The sequence below is a fragment of the Rhizobium sp. FG96 genome (genome assembly GCF_057808655.1).
In genome coordinates this window covers 46,237-62,507 of record NZ_JBMDIL010000011.1, presented here as the reverse complement: position 1 = coordinate 62,507, position 16,271 = coordinate 46,237, and the positions used below count along the sequence as shown (strand labels likewise).

The following is a 16,271-nucleotide window of genomic DNA, read 5'->3' as shown; positions in this document are numbered from 1 at the left end:
CCGACCCAAAGAATTGCCGGACTGCGCGCCTCGCCGTCTCACGGTAACACGCAGCCAAGGAATGACTGCATGCCGCAGCAATTCTTATCGTTTCAGTTGACGTCTGGCCGCTACACTTCACAAAGGCCGCAGACGCCGTTCAGCGGCAGGGGTTAGACCATCGCAATGAGGAGATAATAGGGAAATGATGTGGCACTGCACAATTCAAGTGTGAATCTGCAAATTCGCCGGTGAAAGTACCGGATCGCAGCTTACGAATAGCGCGGCAGCGCGCCAAGCAGCCGGTGCAGCGTATCGATCGTCGAGAAGTCGGCGATTCCATCCACCCGCTCCGGGCGGAAATGGCGCTGGAAAGCCTCCAGCTCACCGGCCATCTTGTCGGAGAATTCGCCCGTGATTTCCGTGCCGTAACCATAGAGCGACAGCATAGACTGCAGGGCCTCGATCGGCTGCCCGCGGTCACCCCGCTGGAAGAACCGCCCACCGGTGATCGGCGCCGGTTCGACCCAGTGCCCGACCCCCGCTTTATGCAGTTCTCCCCAAGGGAATCTCTCGCCCGGATCGACCTTGCGAACGGGCGCCACATCGGAATGCCCGAGCACTCTTTCGGGCAGGATCGACCAACGTTCGCCACAATCCCGACACAGTTCGATCACTGCCGCAATCTGCTCTTTCGGGAATTCGGGCAACCCGCCCGGATGGCCGGCATTGGCGATTTCGATGCCGATCGACGCGGAATTCACGTCGTCCTGGCCGTGCCAGGTGCTCTTGCCCGCATGCCACGCACGGCGCGTCTCCGGCACCATCTGCACGACGTCGCCGTTTTCATGGACGAAATAGTGCGACGAGACCTGGCTTTCCTCGCGACAGAGCCAGTCGAGTGCCGATTCCGGCGTCGACATCCCGGTATAATGGAGAAGAATGATATCCGGCTTCCGCCCCCCTACCCGCTCGCCATGGTTCGGCGACGGCTTCACGGAGGCCTTGCGGTAGTCAGCCTCGAAGGCGGTCATGCTGCGCGGCGTTCCTTCTCGATCGCCGCATAGGCGTCGTTGAGGGCAGCCATACGCTCGTTGGCGATCGCATGAAACTCTTCCGGCACACCGCGCGACACCAGCCGGTCCGGATGGTTTTCGCTGACCAGCGCCAGATAGCGGCGGCGGATCGTCGGGAAATCGTCTGCGGAGGAAACGCCGAGAACCTTGTAGGGATCGCGGCCGATCGAGACGTGGCGGGCGGCGATCTGCTCGAAGCGCTGCTCGCTCATCTTGAAGATTTCGGCGATATGACGAAGGAAGTTCATTTCCTTCTCATGGATCAGCCCATCCGCCTTGGCGATATGGAACAGACCGTCGAGAACGTCTTCCAGTACCGGGCAGTTTGCAGCGCAGGTGACGCAGAGCGACGACAGCTTCTCGGCATAGGCCTCGTAACCGGCAACGTCCTGGCGCGCCAGATTATAGAGACGGGCGACGTTCTTGGCCTGATCCTGCGGGAATTCGAAAATGTCGCGGAAGGCCTGAACCTCCTTCTCGCTGACGATCCCGTCTGCCTTCGCCATCTTGGCCGAGAGCGCGATCACAGCAACCGAGAAGGCAACCTTGCGGCGGGTCTCGGGATCGCCTTCGAAAACCGTGCGCACGGCCTCGACCACCGCGGAGAGCACATTGCCCGCAGTATTGCCAATGGCGTTGAGCAGTTTTTCCCAGAAGGACATCGAAGTTTCCCGCATCGCAATATCTGATAACACCATGACCAAATAATCGTTGCCAATGCAAGGCAGCGATTAGTCGTAAGGTTGAAAACACTTTTCACAATTCGGTAATTGTTTGCCGATGGGACGCCGCATTTTCCGTCTGCGGTGAGACAGTTTCCACAGATCTTGGCGGCATCCGATCGCCGTCTTAACCGATTATATCGGCGCTTCCGGCCGGGCTTCGCCAGCGGTGCCGATTTTTCGTCAATTCTTTACTTTACAGGCCTCTTTCCCTGCCCCATGCATGCGTTAGCTAAGCCGCGTGCAATCGCGCATCTCAGGTCGATATGGAGGGAACATGGCCAAACAGAAAGTCGCAATGCTGACCGCCGGAGGCCTCGCTCCCTGTCTGTCTTCCGCTGTCGGCGGCCTGATCGAGCGCTATAGCGACGTCGCTCCCGATATCGAACTGATCGCCTACAAGTCCGGCTATCAGGGCGTCCTGCTCGGCGACAGCATCAGGATCACCAAGGACATGCGCGAGAAGGCGCCGCTGCTGCACCGCTACGGCGGCTCGCCGATCGGCAACAGCCGCGTCAAGCTGACGAACGCTGCCGATTGCGTGAAGCGCGGCCTCGTCAAGGAAGGCGAAAACCCGCTGCGCGTCGCAGCCGAGCGTCTCGCCGCTGACGGCGTCACCATCCTGCACACGATCGGTGGCGACGACACCAATACGACCGCCGCCGACCTTGCCGCCTATCTCGCCGCCAACAATTACAACCTGACCGTGGTCGGCCTGCCGAAGACCGTCGACAACGACGTCGTGCCGATCCGCCAGTCGCTCGGCGCCTGGACGGCGGCCGAAGTCGGCGCGCATTTCTTCGACAATGTCAGCAACGAACAGAGTGCCGCCCCGCGCACCCTCCTCATCCACGAAGTCATGGGCCGCCACTGCGGCTGGCTGACGGCAGCGACCGCCCAGGCCTACCTGAAGCGCACGCGCCACAATGAATATGTCGATGGCATGCTGATGAACGCAGGCATGAAGAGCATCGACGCCGTCTACCTGCCGGAGACCGCCTTCGACCTGCAGGCCGAAGCGGCCCGGCTCAAGGAGATCATGGACCGCACCGGCCACGCCACCGTCTTCGTCTCCGAAGGCGCCTGCCTCGACGCCATCGTCGCCGAGCGCGAAGCAGCCGGCGAGACCATCAAGCGCGACGCTTTCGGCCATGTGAAGATCGACACGATCAATGTCGGCGGCTGGTTCCAGAAGCAGTTTGCAAGCCTCCTGAATGCCGAACGTTCGCTGGTGCAGAAGTCCGGCTATTTCGCCCGCTCCGCTCCCGCCAACAGCGAAGACCTGCGCCTGATCCAGAGCATGACCGACCTCGCCGTCGAAAGCGCTCTCAACAAGGTCTCCGGCGTCACCGGTCACGACGAGGACCAGAACGGCAAGCTGCGCACCATCGAATTCCCGCGCATCAAGGGCGGCAAGGCCTTCGATACATCGGCCAAGTGGTTCGCCGAATTGATGGATCAGATTGGCCAAAAATACCGCGCCGCATGATTGACGCAGGGTTGATATGGTGTCTTTGCTTGTTTCTTAGGGAATAGGAGGAGATTCCATGTCGCTCGAAGCCTGGCTCGCTTTTGCTGCTGCTTCCGCCATTATGCTGGCCATTCCGGGACCGACGATCCTGCTCGTCGTCTCCTATGCGCTCGGCCATGGCCGCAAGACGGCACTGGCGACGGTATCGGGCGTGGCGCTCGGCGATTTCACCGCCATGACCGCGTCGCTCTTCGGCCTCGGCGCTCTGCTCGCGGCTTCCGCGACATTGTTCACGGTTTTGAAGTGGGTCGGCGGCGCCTATCTGATCTGGCTCGGAATCAAGCTCTGGCGGGCGCCGATCATCCCCGGCCCCGTCGCCGATAACGACAACCTGCCGGAAGAAAAGTCGCTGAAGATCTTTCTTCACGCCTATGTCGTCACCGCGCTGAACCCGAAGAGCATCGTCTTCTTCGTCGCCTTCGTGCCGCAGTTCCTGAACCCTGCAGCCCCCTTCTTCGAACAGATGCTGATCATGGAGCTCACCTTCCTGGTGCTCGCCACGATCAACGCCTCGAGCTATGCCCTGCTCGCTCATGCCGCCCGCGGCCTCATCCGCAAGGCAAGCGTCCAGCGCGCCGTCAACCGCACGGGCGGCACGCTGCTGATCGCAGCAGGCGCTGTGACCGCCGGCTACCGCCGCATTGCGGCCTGAACGCAATCGCAATTTTCAGCGGGTTGCGACGCCCATACGAATAGGTTAATGGGAAAAATCAGTGCTTAGCTTCTCAGTAACTTTTTAAACGCTGCCAGGGCGGCGCGATTCACGAAAGTGACAGAATGGTAGCGAACGGATTTTCCGGCCTGAAACGCAGTCTGGTCGTTTCGACGATGCTCTGCGGGGTCATGACCGGATGCTCGACCGTCGAGTACACCTCCCAGGCTGAATTGAGCGCGGTCCAGACCGTCGTTCCGACGCCGAAGCCGGGTGAAGATGCGATGATGATGGCGGCCGTTCCGGCTGCCGACGGCTCCGCTCCGCAGACCCCGATGGCATTTGCTGCCGCCAATCCGCAGACGACGCCGGCTCTTTCGGCCGAGACCGCCGTGCTGCCAACCGCCGTTTCGCCGGCCGATGCCGCCTTCCAGCAGACCGCTTCGGCCGCCATGCCGACCGAGATTCCGCTGACGCCGGAGATGACGGCAATCCAGTCCGTCGTCCCGACCCCGCGTCCCGGCACGCCGGCATCGCCCGCGACGCAGCTCGCCTTTGCAGCGACCACGCCGCAGAACGGCGCGCTCGCAGCACTTGCCGTCCAGACCAGTGCGCCGCGCTCGATGTCCGATTTCACCTTCGACGAATCCGGTCCGATGGATCCGCCGACGGCACCGCCGATGTTCAGCGACAACGATACCGACGATGCGCCGACTGCAGAGAAGGGCTTCGTCAACAAGCTGATCGAGAAATACGCCAAGCTCTATGAAATGCCGGCGTCCCTGCTCCACCGCGTCGTCCATCGCGAAAGCCGCTACAATCCGCGCGCCTATAACAAGCGCGGCTATTTCGGCCTGATGCAGATCAAGTACAACACGGCGAAATCGATGGGTTACGATGGCGAGCCGTCGGGCCTGCTCGATGCCGAGACCAACATCAAGTATGCCGCAAAATATCTGCGCGGCGCCTGGCTCGTCTCCGACAGCAAGGAAGACGATGCGGTCCGCCTCTATGCGCGCGGCTATTATTACGATGCCAAGCGCAAGGGCATGGACGACGTTGCCCAGGGCAACTACTGATCCCTACCCTTTATACGTGATGGTCAGGGCGACGACAGCGCCCCGACGATCTGCTTGACGAGCGCCTGCGGCTTGTAGCCGAGCCGGCTCGGTGTCAGGCCTAGGCGCACGACGATGAGGCCGGCCGACGGCACGATCGCCACGCTCTGCCCGTCATGCCCTTCAAGCCAGAACGTATCGGCCGGCAGCCCCGCAGCAGGGCTCAGATCGCCGCCGGGTGCCGCAAGCCACGCCTGCCCCTGCGTATATTTTCCGCCTGACGACTGCGTCGGCGTGCGCATCGTCGCAACGAACCCCTCCGGCAGCATGCGCTGACCGTTCCACACGCCATCCTGGATCAGGAACTGCCCGAAGCGCGCCCAGTCATGCGCGGTAGCATAGAGATAGGAGCTTCCGGCGAAGGTGCCGCGAGCATCGACCTCCAGAACGGCACTCGACATGCCGAGCGGCCCGAACAGCGCCTCTCGCGGATAATCGAAGGCCCGCTGCGGATCGCCGAGCCGGTCCATCCAGATGCGCGAGAGAAGGACGGCGGTGCCGCTGGAATAGCGGAAGGTCTGGCCGGGCTTGTCCACCAGCGGCGCATTCACCGGCAGCGTCACCATATCAGGATCGAGATAGAGCATGCGCGTCACATCGGCGACAGCCCCATAATCCTCGTTGAAGGCAAGGCCGCTCTCCATGCCGAGCAGATCGGCCAGCGTGATCGCCGAGCGGCCATCGCCGCGCCAGGCGTCAAAGAGATGCGCATCGTCGAAATTCAGCTTGCCCGCCAGCATCACCCGGCCGACCAGCGCGGCATTCACGGTCTTGGTCATCGACCATCCGAGCAGCGGCGTGCGCGCATCGAAACCGTCGCCATAGCGCTCGGCGACGATCTTGCCGTTATGCACCACGACGATCGCCCGCATCGCCGGCCCGGCGAGTGCCGCGTCTGCGAGCAGCGGGGCGAGCTTGGGATTGTTGGGCGCGGCGACACGGTCGCCCTCCGGCCACAGTTCCTCGCTCGGCGGCGGCACGGCAAGATCCTCCTCCGGCGCGGCATTGGCGGCCGCCTGATAGTCGCCATCGGGCACGCTGGTGCAGCCGAAGGCGCCGCGATAAAGCGCATGGCCGGGCGCAAACAGGCCGAGAATGCGCGCCGAGACCTTCCCCTCCTCCCGGTTGACCGAAACACGCACGAGCCTCAGCAGCGGATTGCCGGGCGCCTGCACGTCCTCATAGAGCACCGCATCGGGATCGCGCCCCGCCATGAAGACGTTCGAGCAGACGATCTTCGCCGCATAGCCGTCGCCGACCCGCAACAACTCCGGCGGCCGGACATAGAGCCAGATGGCGCCGCCGATCACCACGACGACGACGAGCGCCAGCAGCGCATTCAGGATACGCAACACAACACGCATGTTTCTTCCTCCACCGGTGGAGAGAAGCAGGAAACGCAATCACAAAAAAGAGCCGAAACGCACAAGCGTCATTTCATCCCACGCTATCGGCCCGGAAAACGATGCCCACAGCCCGCGTCATCAAACTGTAGCAGCGCCGCGTTAAACGCCCTGAACGCTAAAAACGGTGATGGAATCAGATGACCGAATTTGCACCGGATGCCGGCTTCCGCAAGAACCGGAAACTCAAGGACGCGCTTCTCCGCCACAAGGCATTCTCCAAGGAGGGCCTTTCCGAGCGCCTTTTTGGCTTGCTCTTCTCCGGCCTCGTGTATCCGCAGATCTGGGAAGACCCCGATCTCGACATGCAGGCCATGGAGCTGCAGCCGCATCATCGCATCGTCACGATCGGCTCCGGCGGCTGCAATATGCTCGCCTACCTCTCCAAGGCTCCGGCCTCGATCGACGTCGTCGATCTGAATCCGCATCACATCGCGCTGAACCGCCTGAAGCTCACCGCCTTCAAGAACCTGCCGGGTCACGCCGATCTCGTCCGCTTCCTGGCGATGCCGAACGAAGCATCGAACAGCCGCGCTTTCGACCAGCATCTGTCGCCGGTTCTCGACGAGGCGACGCGCAGTTACTGGAACGGCCGCAAGTTCGGCCGCCGCCGCGTCACCGTGTTCGACCGCAATATCTATGAAACCGGCCTGCTCGGCCGCTTCATCGGCGCCGCCCACCTGCTCGCCCGCCTGCACGGTGTCGACCTGAAGCAGATGACCAAGACCCAGTCGATCCGCGAACAGCGTCAGTTCTTCGACGACAAGGTCGCCCCGCTGTTCGAAAAGCCGGTCGTGCGCTGGATCACCGGCCGCAAGAGCTCGCTCTTCGGCCTCGGCATCCCGCCGCAGCAATATGACGAGCTGGCCAGCCTCGCCGCCGACAACTCGATCGCGCCGGTGCTGAAGCACCGCCTCGAAAAGCTCGCCTGTCACTTCCCGATGCGCGACAACTACTTCGCCTGGCAGGCCTTCGGCCGCCGTTACGCCAATGGCGACGAAGGCCCGCTGCCGACTTACCTGAAGCCGGAGCATTACGAAGTGATCCGCGCCAATGTCGATCGCGTCACCGTGCATCATGCCAACTTCACCGAACTGCTCGCCAAGGAACCGGCCGCCTCGCGCGACCGCTACATCCTGCTCGACGCGCAGGACTGGATGACCGACGAGCAGCTGAACAGCCTCTGGGCCGAGATCAGCCGCACCGCCCGCCCCGGCGCCCGCGTCATCTTCCGCACCGCGGCCGAAAAGAGCATCATCGAAGGCCGCCTCTCGCCCGCCATCCGCGAGCAGTGGGATTACTTCGAAGAGAAGTCGCGCGACATGACGGCTCTCGACCGCTCGGCGATCTATGGCGGCTTCCACATCTACGGGAAGAAGGCGTGACCGAGATCCGCACGCTCCCGGATGCCCAATCCGAAGCACATGCCGGCCTGATGGACGGCATGTACCGCTACCAGCGTCACATCTATGATCTGACGCGCAAATATTACCTGCTCGGCCGCGACAAGGCGATCCGCAGCCTCGGCGTCCCCAAGGGCGGCACGCTGCTCGAAGTCGGCTGCGGCACCGGCCGCAATCTGGCGATCGCCCATCGTCACTTCCCCGACGCCCGCCTCTACGGCCTCGACATCTCCCAGGAGATGCTGATGTCCGCCCGCAAGACCTTCGCCACCAAGGCTGCGGTTCCGGATTTCCGCGTCGCCGACGCCACCGCCTTCACGCCGCGTGAATTCGGCGCCACCGGATTTGACCGCATCCTGATCTCCTACGCGCTGTCGATGATCCCCGATTGGGAGCGCGCCATCGACGCAGCCATCGCCGCGCTCAATCCGGGCGGCGAGCTGCACATCGTCGATTTCGGCCAGCAGGAGCGTCTTCCCGGCTGGTTCCGCGCCCTGCTCAAGGGCTGGCTGACGAAATTCCACGTCACGCCCCGCGCCAATCTGCGTGAGGTTCTTGAGGCCCAAGCCCATGAAAATGGCGCGGAATTGGCCTTCGAGACGCTCTATGGCGGCTATGCCTGGCGCGCCGTCATTACCGCCAGGCGCGCATAATTCGCTTGAAACTAACCGATTTTTTACGTTGATATGGTGAAAAGAGGATTATTCCTCGGCTGCATTCGTCTTCGAAGGTCATGCTGTGGGGCAAGTAGATCATTCGTTACATGACGGGATATTCATGCGCGGACTTTTGTTTTGCGTTTTGCCGCTGGCTTTGATGCTCGCCGGTTGCAGCTCCACGGGCTACGACTATCTCGAAACAGCCTCGATCAAGAAGCCCCGCTTCCAAGACACCGATCCGCAGGATTTCGGCCCGAAGACCCCGCATCAGAATGATATTCACGGTATCGACATCTCCAAATGGCAGGGCGATATCGACTGGCAGACGGTGAAATCCTCGGGCGTCGCCTTCGCCTTCATCAAGGCGACCGAAGGCAAGGACCGGGTCGACCCGAAGTTCAATGAATACTGGCAGCGCGCCCGCGCCGTCGGCATTCCGCACGCGCCCTACCACTTCTACTATTTCTGCTCGTCAGCCGACGAGCAGGCCGACTGGTTCATCCAGAATGTGCCGAAGGAATCGATGCGCCTGCCGCCCGTCATCGACGTGGAGTGGAACGCGGAATCGAAGACCTGCAAGCTCCGTCCTGATCCGGCCACCGTGCGCTCCGAGATGCAGCGCTTCATGAACCGGCTGGAAGCCTATTACGGCAAGCGCCCGATCATCTACACCTCGGTCGATTTCCACCGCGACAATCTCCAGGGCTATTTCCAGGATTACCATTTCTGGGTGCGCTCGACGGCAAAACACCCCGAAGTAACCTATGCCGACCGCCGCTGGGCCTTCTGGCAATATACCTCGACCGGCGTCATTCCCGGCATTCAGGGACCGACGGATATCAATGTCTTCGCCGGCAACCAGAAGAACTGGAACAATTGGGTCGCTGCGGTTTCCAAGGATAGAAATTCTTAGTAACGTCCACCGAACTTTCTTGCTTCCGTCACATTCATCTGTGAAAGCGGCGGACATATTTCGGATATAAGGACGAACCCATGCACCGCTCGCTCGCAAGCCGCTCTGCACTTGCTCTTCTGTTTGCCGTCACGTCTGCCACCACCGTCTTCGCCCAGCAGGCCGCCCCTGCCCCGGCGGCACCCGCCGCCCCGCAGACCCCGGCTGTTGCCTGCGACGGTGATCTCTCGCAGTTCCTGGCAGGCGTGAAGGCCGATGCGATCGCTGCCGGTGCCACTGCCGAAGCCGCCGACCAGGCGCTCGCCGGCGCCGAGATCGACCCCAAGGTTCTGAGCCGCGACCGCGCCCAGGGCGTCTTCAAGCAGACCTTCCTCGAATTCTCGCAGCGCACCGTCAGCCAGGCCCGTCTCGATATCGGCCGCCAGAAGATGAAGCAGTATGCCGATGTCTTCGCCAAGGCCGAACAGGATTACGGCGTACCGGCCGGCGTCATCACCGCCTTCTGGGCGATGGAAACCGACTTCGGCGCCGTTCAGGGCGATTTCAACACCCGCAACGCCCTCGTGACGCTCTCGCATGATTGCCGCCGCCCCGAGCTCTTCCGTCCGCAGCTGATCGCTCTCATCGAGATGGTCCAGCACGGCGACCTCGACCCGGCGACCAACACCGGCGCCTGGGCCGGCGAAATCGGCCAGGTGCAGATGCTGCCGCGCGACATCATCGCCTACGGCATGGACGGCGATGGCGACGGCCACGTGCGTCTGAAGCAGAGCGGCCCGGACGCGATCCTGACGGCCGCCAAGTTCATCCAGCATCTCGGCTTCGAGCGCGGCCAGCCCTGGCTGCAGGAAGTCACCGTTCCCGACAACCTCCCCTGGGAAAAGTCCGGCCTCGGCGGCACGATGAAGGCTGGCGACTGGTTTGCGCTCGGCGTCAAGCCGCGTGACGGCAACACCAATTTCGGTGAGCTCGAAGGCGACCTCGTTCTGCCGCAGGGCCGCCTCGGACCGGCCTTCATCGCCTATCCGAACTTCAAGATCTATCTCGAGTGGAACAAGTCGTTCATCTACACGACCTCGGCCGCCTATTTCGCGACCCGCCTCTCCGGCGCCCAGCCCTACCAGAAGGGCACCCCGGAACAGGGCCTTGCCAACGACCAGATGAAGCAGCTGCAGACCAAGCTGCAGTCGCTCGGCCATGACGTCGGCGAGATCGACGGCATCCTCGGTTCCGGCACCCGCGTCGCCATCCAGAAGGAACAGCAGCGTCTCGGCATGCCGGCCGACGGCTGGGCGACGCCGGGCCTCCTCGGCGCGCTCTGAGTCGCCAAGACAAACCGTTACGCAGCAATGCCATCGCGTCCGTCCATCAGGCCGGGCGCGATTTTCTTTTATGCCGCGATTTCAGGAGCTTCGGCAGAAGCCTTCATCCGGACGCAAGCCTTAACGCAGGGATCGCCGACTTTAACGCACCGTTAAAATGTGTGAAGAAACTTTCGGCTGAATTTTTCGAACGATTTCAATGCCGTGATTGATACACACAGCAGTTATCCACTGGCTGTTGCTGCGGCGCAACATGGAATTCGCTTTTCAGCCGACACATTTCGGACATAGTATGCCCTCGTTAACGCAAAGGAGGCAGACATGGGTATCACACGATCCTTGAATGTCCTGTTGGTCAGTGCAGCGTTCGCGTTCGTCTTGTCTATGCTCTTCATCTGAGCGGCAAACCGGACCCTATGACTGGAATACCGGACTCCTGAGTGAACAGTTCAGCAAACTAAAAAAGCGCATGTCCCGCCTGACATGCGCTTTTTTGTTGCCGTCAATCAGCTGCCGTGATCAGGCAGCCGCGCCCTCGGCCTTGGTCTCGCCTCGGCGGAAGCCGAGATTGGTGAGAACCGCCGAAACCAGCGGCGAGCGGTTCATCGTGTAGAGATGGAATTCGTGCAGCCCGCGGCGCACGAGATCCTCGATCTGCTCGGCAGCGACATCCGCCGCCACCTTGGCGCGCTCTTCCGGCTTATCGTCGAGACCGGAGAAACGCTCATCGAGGAAAGCCGGGATGACAGTGCCGCAGGCGCCGGCAAAGCGCTTCAGCTGCGTCAGGTTGAGGATCGGCATGATACCGGGCACGATCGGCATCTTCACGCCAGCCGCCCGCACCTTCTCGAGGTAACGCTCGAAATTGTCGTTATCGAAGAAGAACTGCGTCAGCGCCCGGTTGGCGCCGTTGTCGGCCTTGCGCTTCAGCATGTCGATATCGGCAGCGACATCCTTGCTCTCGGGATGCTTCTCCGGATAGGCCGAAACCGAGATCTCGAAATCGCCGATCTCGCGAAGACCGGCGACCAGCTCCGATGCATTGGCATAGCCGCCCGGATGCGGCTGATAGGGCGCGCCGGCGCCGCCGGGCGCATCGCCGCGCAGCGCCACGAAATGCTTGACGCCCGCCTTGCGGAAATTGTCGATGACCTGATGCGTCTCTTCCTTGGTCGCACCGACGCAGGTGAGATGCGAGGCCGTGGCAAGCGGCGTCTCGTTGAGGAAGCGCGTGACGGCGGTCAGCGTCGGCGCCTTGGTGGTGCCGCCTGCGCCATAGGTCACCGAGACGAAATCCGGGTTCCAGTCCTGCAGCTCGCTGACGGCCTTCCAGAGCTGTCCTTCCATCTCTTCAGACTTCGGCGGAAAGAACTCGAAGGAAATGCCGATATCGCGGCGGCTACCAGTGTTCAAAGTCATAAATCAAACCTCCCCGGCCAATACTGTACCGGCGCTTTCGGATGCCATAAGGCGCCGCGGATCGCGCGCGAGCCAGATCGTGACCGTGAGGCCCTTCTCGCCCGGCTGACCCGGATGAAGATCGACGGCCTGCTCAACATCGAGCCCCGCCTTGCGCAGCCAGTCGGACATCGACTGATGCGAGAAACCGAGACGGACATGGGCATGCTCGTCGCGAAGATATTCAAGCCCGTGCGGGGCCAGATCGATGACCATCAGCCGCCCGCCGGGCGCCAGCATGCGCGCCGCCTCGTTGATGGCGATTTCGGGCTGGTCGAAGAAATGCAGGACCTGGTGGATGGTCACCAGATCGAAATCCTGGCCCTCGAAGGGCAGGTTCAGGATATCGGCATGGCGCACCGACGCCTTGGTGATCCCCGACTTGTCGAGATTGGCGCGGGCGACGCTCAGCATGTCGCGGCTGGCATCGACGCCGATCGCCCGCCGGTAAAGCCCCGACAGTAGCTGCAGAATGCGGCCGGTGCCAGTGCCGAGATCTAGCAGCGAATGGATCGGCTGATTGCCGATGAGCTTGATGACGGCGGCATCGACCTCTTCGTCGGCGGCATGCAGGCGGCGCAGCTCGTCCCATTCGGCGGCGTTGCGGCTGAAATAGGCCTGCGCCCGCTCAGCGCGCTGGCGCTTGACCGACGACAGCCTTTCGCCATCGCGCAGAATGACGGGATCGTTCTCGGAGGAGTGCTGCAGCAGCATGCGCACCAGCGACGCCGCCTTGCCCTCCTGCTTCAGCCGGAAATAGGCCCAGGCGCCTTCCTGGTAGCGATCGATCAGCTCGGCCTCGCCAAGCAGCTTCAGGTGCCGGGAAATGCGGGGCTGCGACTGGCCGAGAATTTCGGTAAGATCGGTCACCGTCAGGTCACCGGCCGCCAGCAGCGCCAGAAGACGTAGGCGCGTCGGCTCACCTGCCGCCTTCAAGACGTCAACGAGCGCATCCAATCCAAGCCTGACAGGTTCAGCCATATTCGACCCAATCAACATATAAAGATATCTTTATGTGATTTGAGAAACCGTGGCAAGCGCCAATCGCAGCTATTCACGAAATTTGCTGGCCGGATAGCGACTTGGGAGGGGTGCGAACCAATGGTGGTGCGTCAGTCATTGCGCGGCGGCGGCATGGCGATGACGGACCTAATGCGCGTCATCATATCGCCCCCTATTCAGGCTTGTCACCCGGAGCCCCTCATCCTGCCCTCTCGCCGAAGGGAGAGAGGGGGTCGGCGCCAGCCGCGATCTCCTCTTCCCTTCTCCCCCACGAGGGAGAAGGTGGCCCGAAGGTTTCAGGTGCAACTCGTTACACCGGGGATGAGGGGCCGCAGCCACAGTGCCCGCTGCACACCCCGCCGGCTTGCGCCAACAGGCGCCTTCCCTGCGGAGAAGCGTCACCGCCCAACCCTATCCCCAAAAGCAAAAGCCCCGGCACAAGGCCGGGGCTCCTGTCAGTCGAACCTGAAAAACTCAGCGCGTCAGGCGCTTGTAGGCCTGGCTGCCTGGGTTCAGCGCATCGGGGCCGAGGCGGCGGACCTTGTCTTCTTCGTAGTCCTCGAAGTTGCCTTCGAACCACTCGACATGGCCGTCGCCTTCGAAGGCAAGGATATGCGTCGCCAGGCGGTCGAGGAACATGCGATCGTGGCTGATGATGATGGCGCAGCCGGCGAAGTTTTCGAGCGCGCTTTCCAGCGCACCGAGCGTTTCCGTATCGAGGTCGTTGGTCGGTTCGTCGAGGAGAAGAACGTTGCCGCCGGCCTTCAGCATCTTGGCGAGATGCACGCGGTTACGCTGACCGCCCGAGAGGTTGCCGACCTTCTGCTGCTGGTCGCCGCCCTTGAAGTTGAAGGCGCCGCAATAGGCGCGCGAGTTCATGTCGAACTTGCCGAGCTTGATGACTTCGGCGCCGCCCGAGATTTCTTCCCAGACTGTCTTGTCGGCGTTCAGCGCATCGCGGCTCTGGTCGACATAACCGAGATGCACGGTTTCACCGATGCGGATAGAACCCTCGTCCGGGGTTTCCTGGCCGGTGATCATCTTGAACAGCGTCGACTTGCCGGCGCCGTTCGGGCCGATGATGCCGACGATGCCGCCCGGCGGCAGCTTGATCGACAGGTCGTTGATCAGAGTGCGGCCGTCAAAGCCCTTCTTGATGCCTTCGAGTTCGATGACCACCTGGCCGAGACGCTCGGAGACCGGGATGATGATCTGCGCATCGCCGGGACGGATGTTCTCGGCGGCATCGACCAGCTGTTCGTAGGCCTTGATACGGGCCTTGGACTTGGCCTGGCGAGCCTTCGGGCTGGAGGCGATCCATTCCTGTTCGCGCGACAGCGCCTTCTGGCGGCCGGCTTCTTCGCGGGCTTCCTGCTGCATGCGCTTGGCCTTGGCCGTTAGGTAGGCAGAATAGTTGCCTTCGTACGGAATGCCGCGGCCACGGTCGAGCTCCAGGATCCAGCCGGTGACGTTGTCGAGGAAGTAGCGGTCGTGGGTGATCATCATCACGGCGCCCGGATAATCGCGCAGGTGCTTTTCCAGCCAGGCGATGGTCTCAGCGTCGAGATGGTTGGTCGGTTCGTCGAGTAGCAGCAGATCCGGCTGCGACAGAAGCAGGCGGCAGAGCGCGATACGGCGGCGTTCACCACCCGAGAGATTGGTGACCTCGGCATCCTTCGGCGGGCAGCGCAGCGCTTCCATCGCCATCTCGACCTGCTGTTCGAGATCCCAGAGGTTCTGGCTGTCGATGATGTCCTGGAGCTTGGCGCCCTCTTCCGCCGTCTCGTCGGAATAGTTCATCATCAGCTCGTTGTAGCGGTCGAGCACGGCCTGCTTGTCGGCAACGCCTTCCATGACGTTTTCGAACGCGGTCTTGCTTGGATCGAGCTTCGGCTCCTGTTCGAGGTAGCCGACGGTCGCACCTTCGGCGAGCCAGGCTTCACCGGTATATTCCTTGTCCTGACCGGCGATGATGCGCAGAACGGTCGACTTACCGGCGCCGTTCGGGCCGAGAATACCGATCTTGGCGTCCGGGTAGAACGACAGGTTGACGTTTTCGAGGATCTTCTTGGCGCCGTAAGACTTGTTAAGTCCCGACATATGATAAATGAACTGACGTGCCATCTGTGAACTGCTCCAGGCGCAAACTTTAAAACCGTGCCGCTATGTAGGCGAAACGGGCGCGCCGGGCAACGCCGAAACCGGTATTGCTACCGGATTTCGGGCCTCACGATTGCGTCCCTGCCAGATTTAGCGGCGCCTAGAAGCCTGCCACATCGACGATCCCCTCGTTGCAGCCGAACGACGTCCGCCCTGCACCCTGGATCAGCTTGCCGAGACCGGCGTTCATATCCGTCACCGCATCCTCCGAGAGGCCGATCGTCAGCTCGCTGATGACCCGCACCCCGCCTGCCCTGCGGCAGCTCATCTTGACGCGGTCGCTGGCGCCGGCGCCGAAACTCTTGTCGAACGCCGCCTTGATCTGCTCGGCGGTCACCATCTTGCCGGTATTGGCGGCGAAGAGATCGCGCACCGCCGAGCCGTTGAGATCGCCCATCAGCCGCACAGCGATGGCGAAATAGGCGTCGGCCGAAAGCTTGGTGCAGGTGCCGTGCTTGGTCCATTCATGGCGCTCCAGCGCCGATTGCGTTCCCGGCATCGCCTTGGCGAGTGCCGCCGCATTCTCGGGCGTCAGCTTGACCTCGGGAAGCGAGCGCCAGTCGCCATCCTTGTCGGCCGCCTGCTGATCTCCGGGAACTCCGCAGTAATTCTGCCGCATCGGCCAGAGGCCGTGTAGCGAAAAGTTCGTCGCATCGTAGCGCTCGGCCGTCTGGCTGGCGCATTCGGCTTTCTTCTGGTTGGTCTGGCAGAAGGCCGGCTGCCAGCTGGCGGCGAGAATGAAGCGGGTGCGCCCCTCCTGCGCCATCGCCGAACCGGCGGAGAAACCCGACAACGCAAGCATCACGGCAACAACAAGGAACCTGCTCATCTCCACCCTCTGAAAATAGAACAATACACGAACAAATAAGCATG

At 62.2% G+C, this 16,271-nt stretch carries 14 protein-coding genes; 7 read left to right on the top strand and 7 right to left on the bottom strand.

Going from position 1 to position 16,271, the window contains the following annotated elements:
* Positions 1 to 251: 251 nt before the first annotated feature.
* Entirely contained in the window at positions 252 to 1,013 is a 762-nt protein-coding gene (locus ACODR6_RS21300) for an N-acetylmuramoyl-L-alanine amidase (protein ID WP_489024306.1), read from the bottom strand.
* Positions 1,010 to 1,717 (bottom strand): J domain-containing protein, encoded by a 708-nt coding sequence (locus ACODR6_RS21295; RefSeq protein WP_112715502.1) that lies wholly within the window; start codon positions 1,715 to 1,717, stop codon positions 1,010 to 1,012. The genes ACODR6_RS21300 and ACODR6_RS21295 overlap by 4 nt, the downstream gene beginning before the upstream one ends.
* A gap of 337 nt (positions 1,718 to 2,054) precedes the next feature.
* On the opposite strand from ACODR6_RS21295, the gene ACODR6_RS21290 reads away from it, so the two are divergent.
* From ACODR6_RS21290 to ACODR6_RS21280, 3 genes are all read left to right on the top strand, one after another.
* Positions 2,055 to 3,266, top strand: a complete 1,212-nt coding sequence (locus ACODR6_RS21290) for a pyrophosphate--fructose-6-phosphate 1-phosphotransferase (RefSeq protein WP_489024303.1) — start codon at positions 2,055 to 2,057, stop codon at positions 3,264 to 3,266.
* 58 nt (positions 3,267 to 3,324) lie between these two features.
* Positions 3,325 to 3,960, top strand: a complete 636-nt coding sequence (locus ACODR6_RS21285; protein WP_112386971.1) for a LysE family translocator — start codon at positions 3,325 to 3,327, stop codon at positions 3,958 to 3,960.
* Between the two features lie 125 nt (positions 3,961 to 4,085).
* Complete coding sequence (locus tag ACODR6_RS21280) at positions 4,086 to 5,039, top strand: transglycosylase SLT domain-containing protein (protein ID WP_489024301.1); 954 nt, start codon at positions 4,086 to 4,088, stop codon at positions 5,037 to 5,039.
* Positions 5,040 to 5,062: 23 nt separating this feature from the next.
* Here the strand turns inward: ACODR6_RS21280 and ACODR6_RS21275 are convergent, their stop codons facing one another.
* On the bottom strand, positions 5,063 to 6,442 hold the full coding sequence (locus tag ACODR6_RS21275) for a serine hydrolase domain-containing protein (protein WP_489024299.1): 1,380 nt from the start codon (positions 6,440 to 6,442) through the stop codon (positions 5,063 to 5,065).
* Between the two features lie 179 nt (positions 6,443 to 6,621).
* Between ACODR6_RS21275 and ACODR6_RS21270 the strand changes: the two genes are divergently transcribed.
* The 4 genes from ACODR6_RS21270 to ACODR6_RS21255 all read left to right on the top strand — a co-directional run bounded on the left by ACODR6_RS21270 (position 6,622) and on the right by ACODR6_RS21255 (position 10,778).
* Positions 6,622 to 7,866 carry a BtaA family protein gene (locus tag ACODR6_RS21270; RefSeq protein ID WP_489024297.1) on the top strand — a complete coding sequence of 415 codons (1,245 nt, stop codon included), beginning with the start codon at positions 6,622 to 6,624 and terminating at the stop codon, positions 7,864 to 7,866.
* A 50-nt stretch (positions 7,867 to 7,916) separates the two neighbouring features.
* Positions 7,917 to 8,537: a class I SAM-dependent methyltransferase gene (locus ACODR6_RS21265; protein ID WP_489024551.1), complete on the top strand. Its 621-nt coding sequence runs from the start codon at positions 7,917 to 7,919 to the stop codon at positions 8,535 to 8,537.
* Positions 8,538 to 8,661: 124 nt separating this feature from the next.
* A complete protein-coding gene (locus ACODR6_RS21260) occupies positions 8,662 to 9,456 on the top strand; it encodes a glycoside hydrolase family 25 protein (protein WP_489024295.1) in 795 nt (264 codons plus the stop codon).
* Between the two features lie 80 nt (positions 9,457 to 9,536).
* Complete coding sequence (locus ACODR6_RS21255) at positions 9,537 to 10,778, top strand: lytic murein transglycosylase (protein ID WP_413709793.1); 1,242 nt, start codon at positions 9,537 to 9,539, stop codon at positions 10,776 to 10,778.
* Between the two features lie 519 nt (positions 10,779 to 11,297).
* Here the strand turns inward: ACODR6_RS21255 and metF are convergent.
* From metF to ACODR6_RS21235, 4 genes are all read right to left on the bottom strand, one after another.
* A complete protein-coding gene (gene metF / locus ACODR6_RS21250; RefSeq protein ID WP_489024292.1) occupies positions 11,298 to 12,197 on the bottom strand; it encodes a methylenetetrahydrofolate reductase [NAD(P)H] in 900 nt (299 codons plus the stop codon).
* A gap of 3 nt (positions 12,198 to 12,200) precedes the next feature.
* Positions 12,201 to 13,217: an ArsR/SmtB family transcription factor gene (locus ACODR6_RS21245; protein ID WP_130277978.1), complete on the bottom strand. Its 1,017-nt coding sequence runs from the start codon at positions 13,215 to 13,217 to the stop codon at positions 12,201 to 12,203.
* A 495-nt stretch (positions 13,218 to 13,712) separates the two neighbouring features.
* Complete coding sequence (gene ettA, locus ACODR6_RS21240; RefSeq protein WP_112715518.1) at positions 13,713 to 15,362, bottom strand: energy-dependent translational throttle protein EttA; 1,650 nt, start codon at positions 15,360 to 15,362, stop codon at positions 13,713 to 13,715.
* Between the two features lie 136 nt (positions 15,363 to 15,498).
* On the bottom strand, positions 15,499 to 16,227 hold the full coding sequence (locus ACODR6_RS21235; protein WP_489024289.1) for a ribonuclease T2 family protein: 729 nt from the start codon (positions 16,225 to 16,227) through the stop codon (positions 15,499 to 15,501).
* Positions 16,228 to 16,271: the final 44 nt, after the last annotated feature.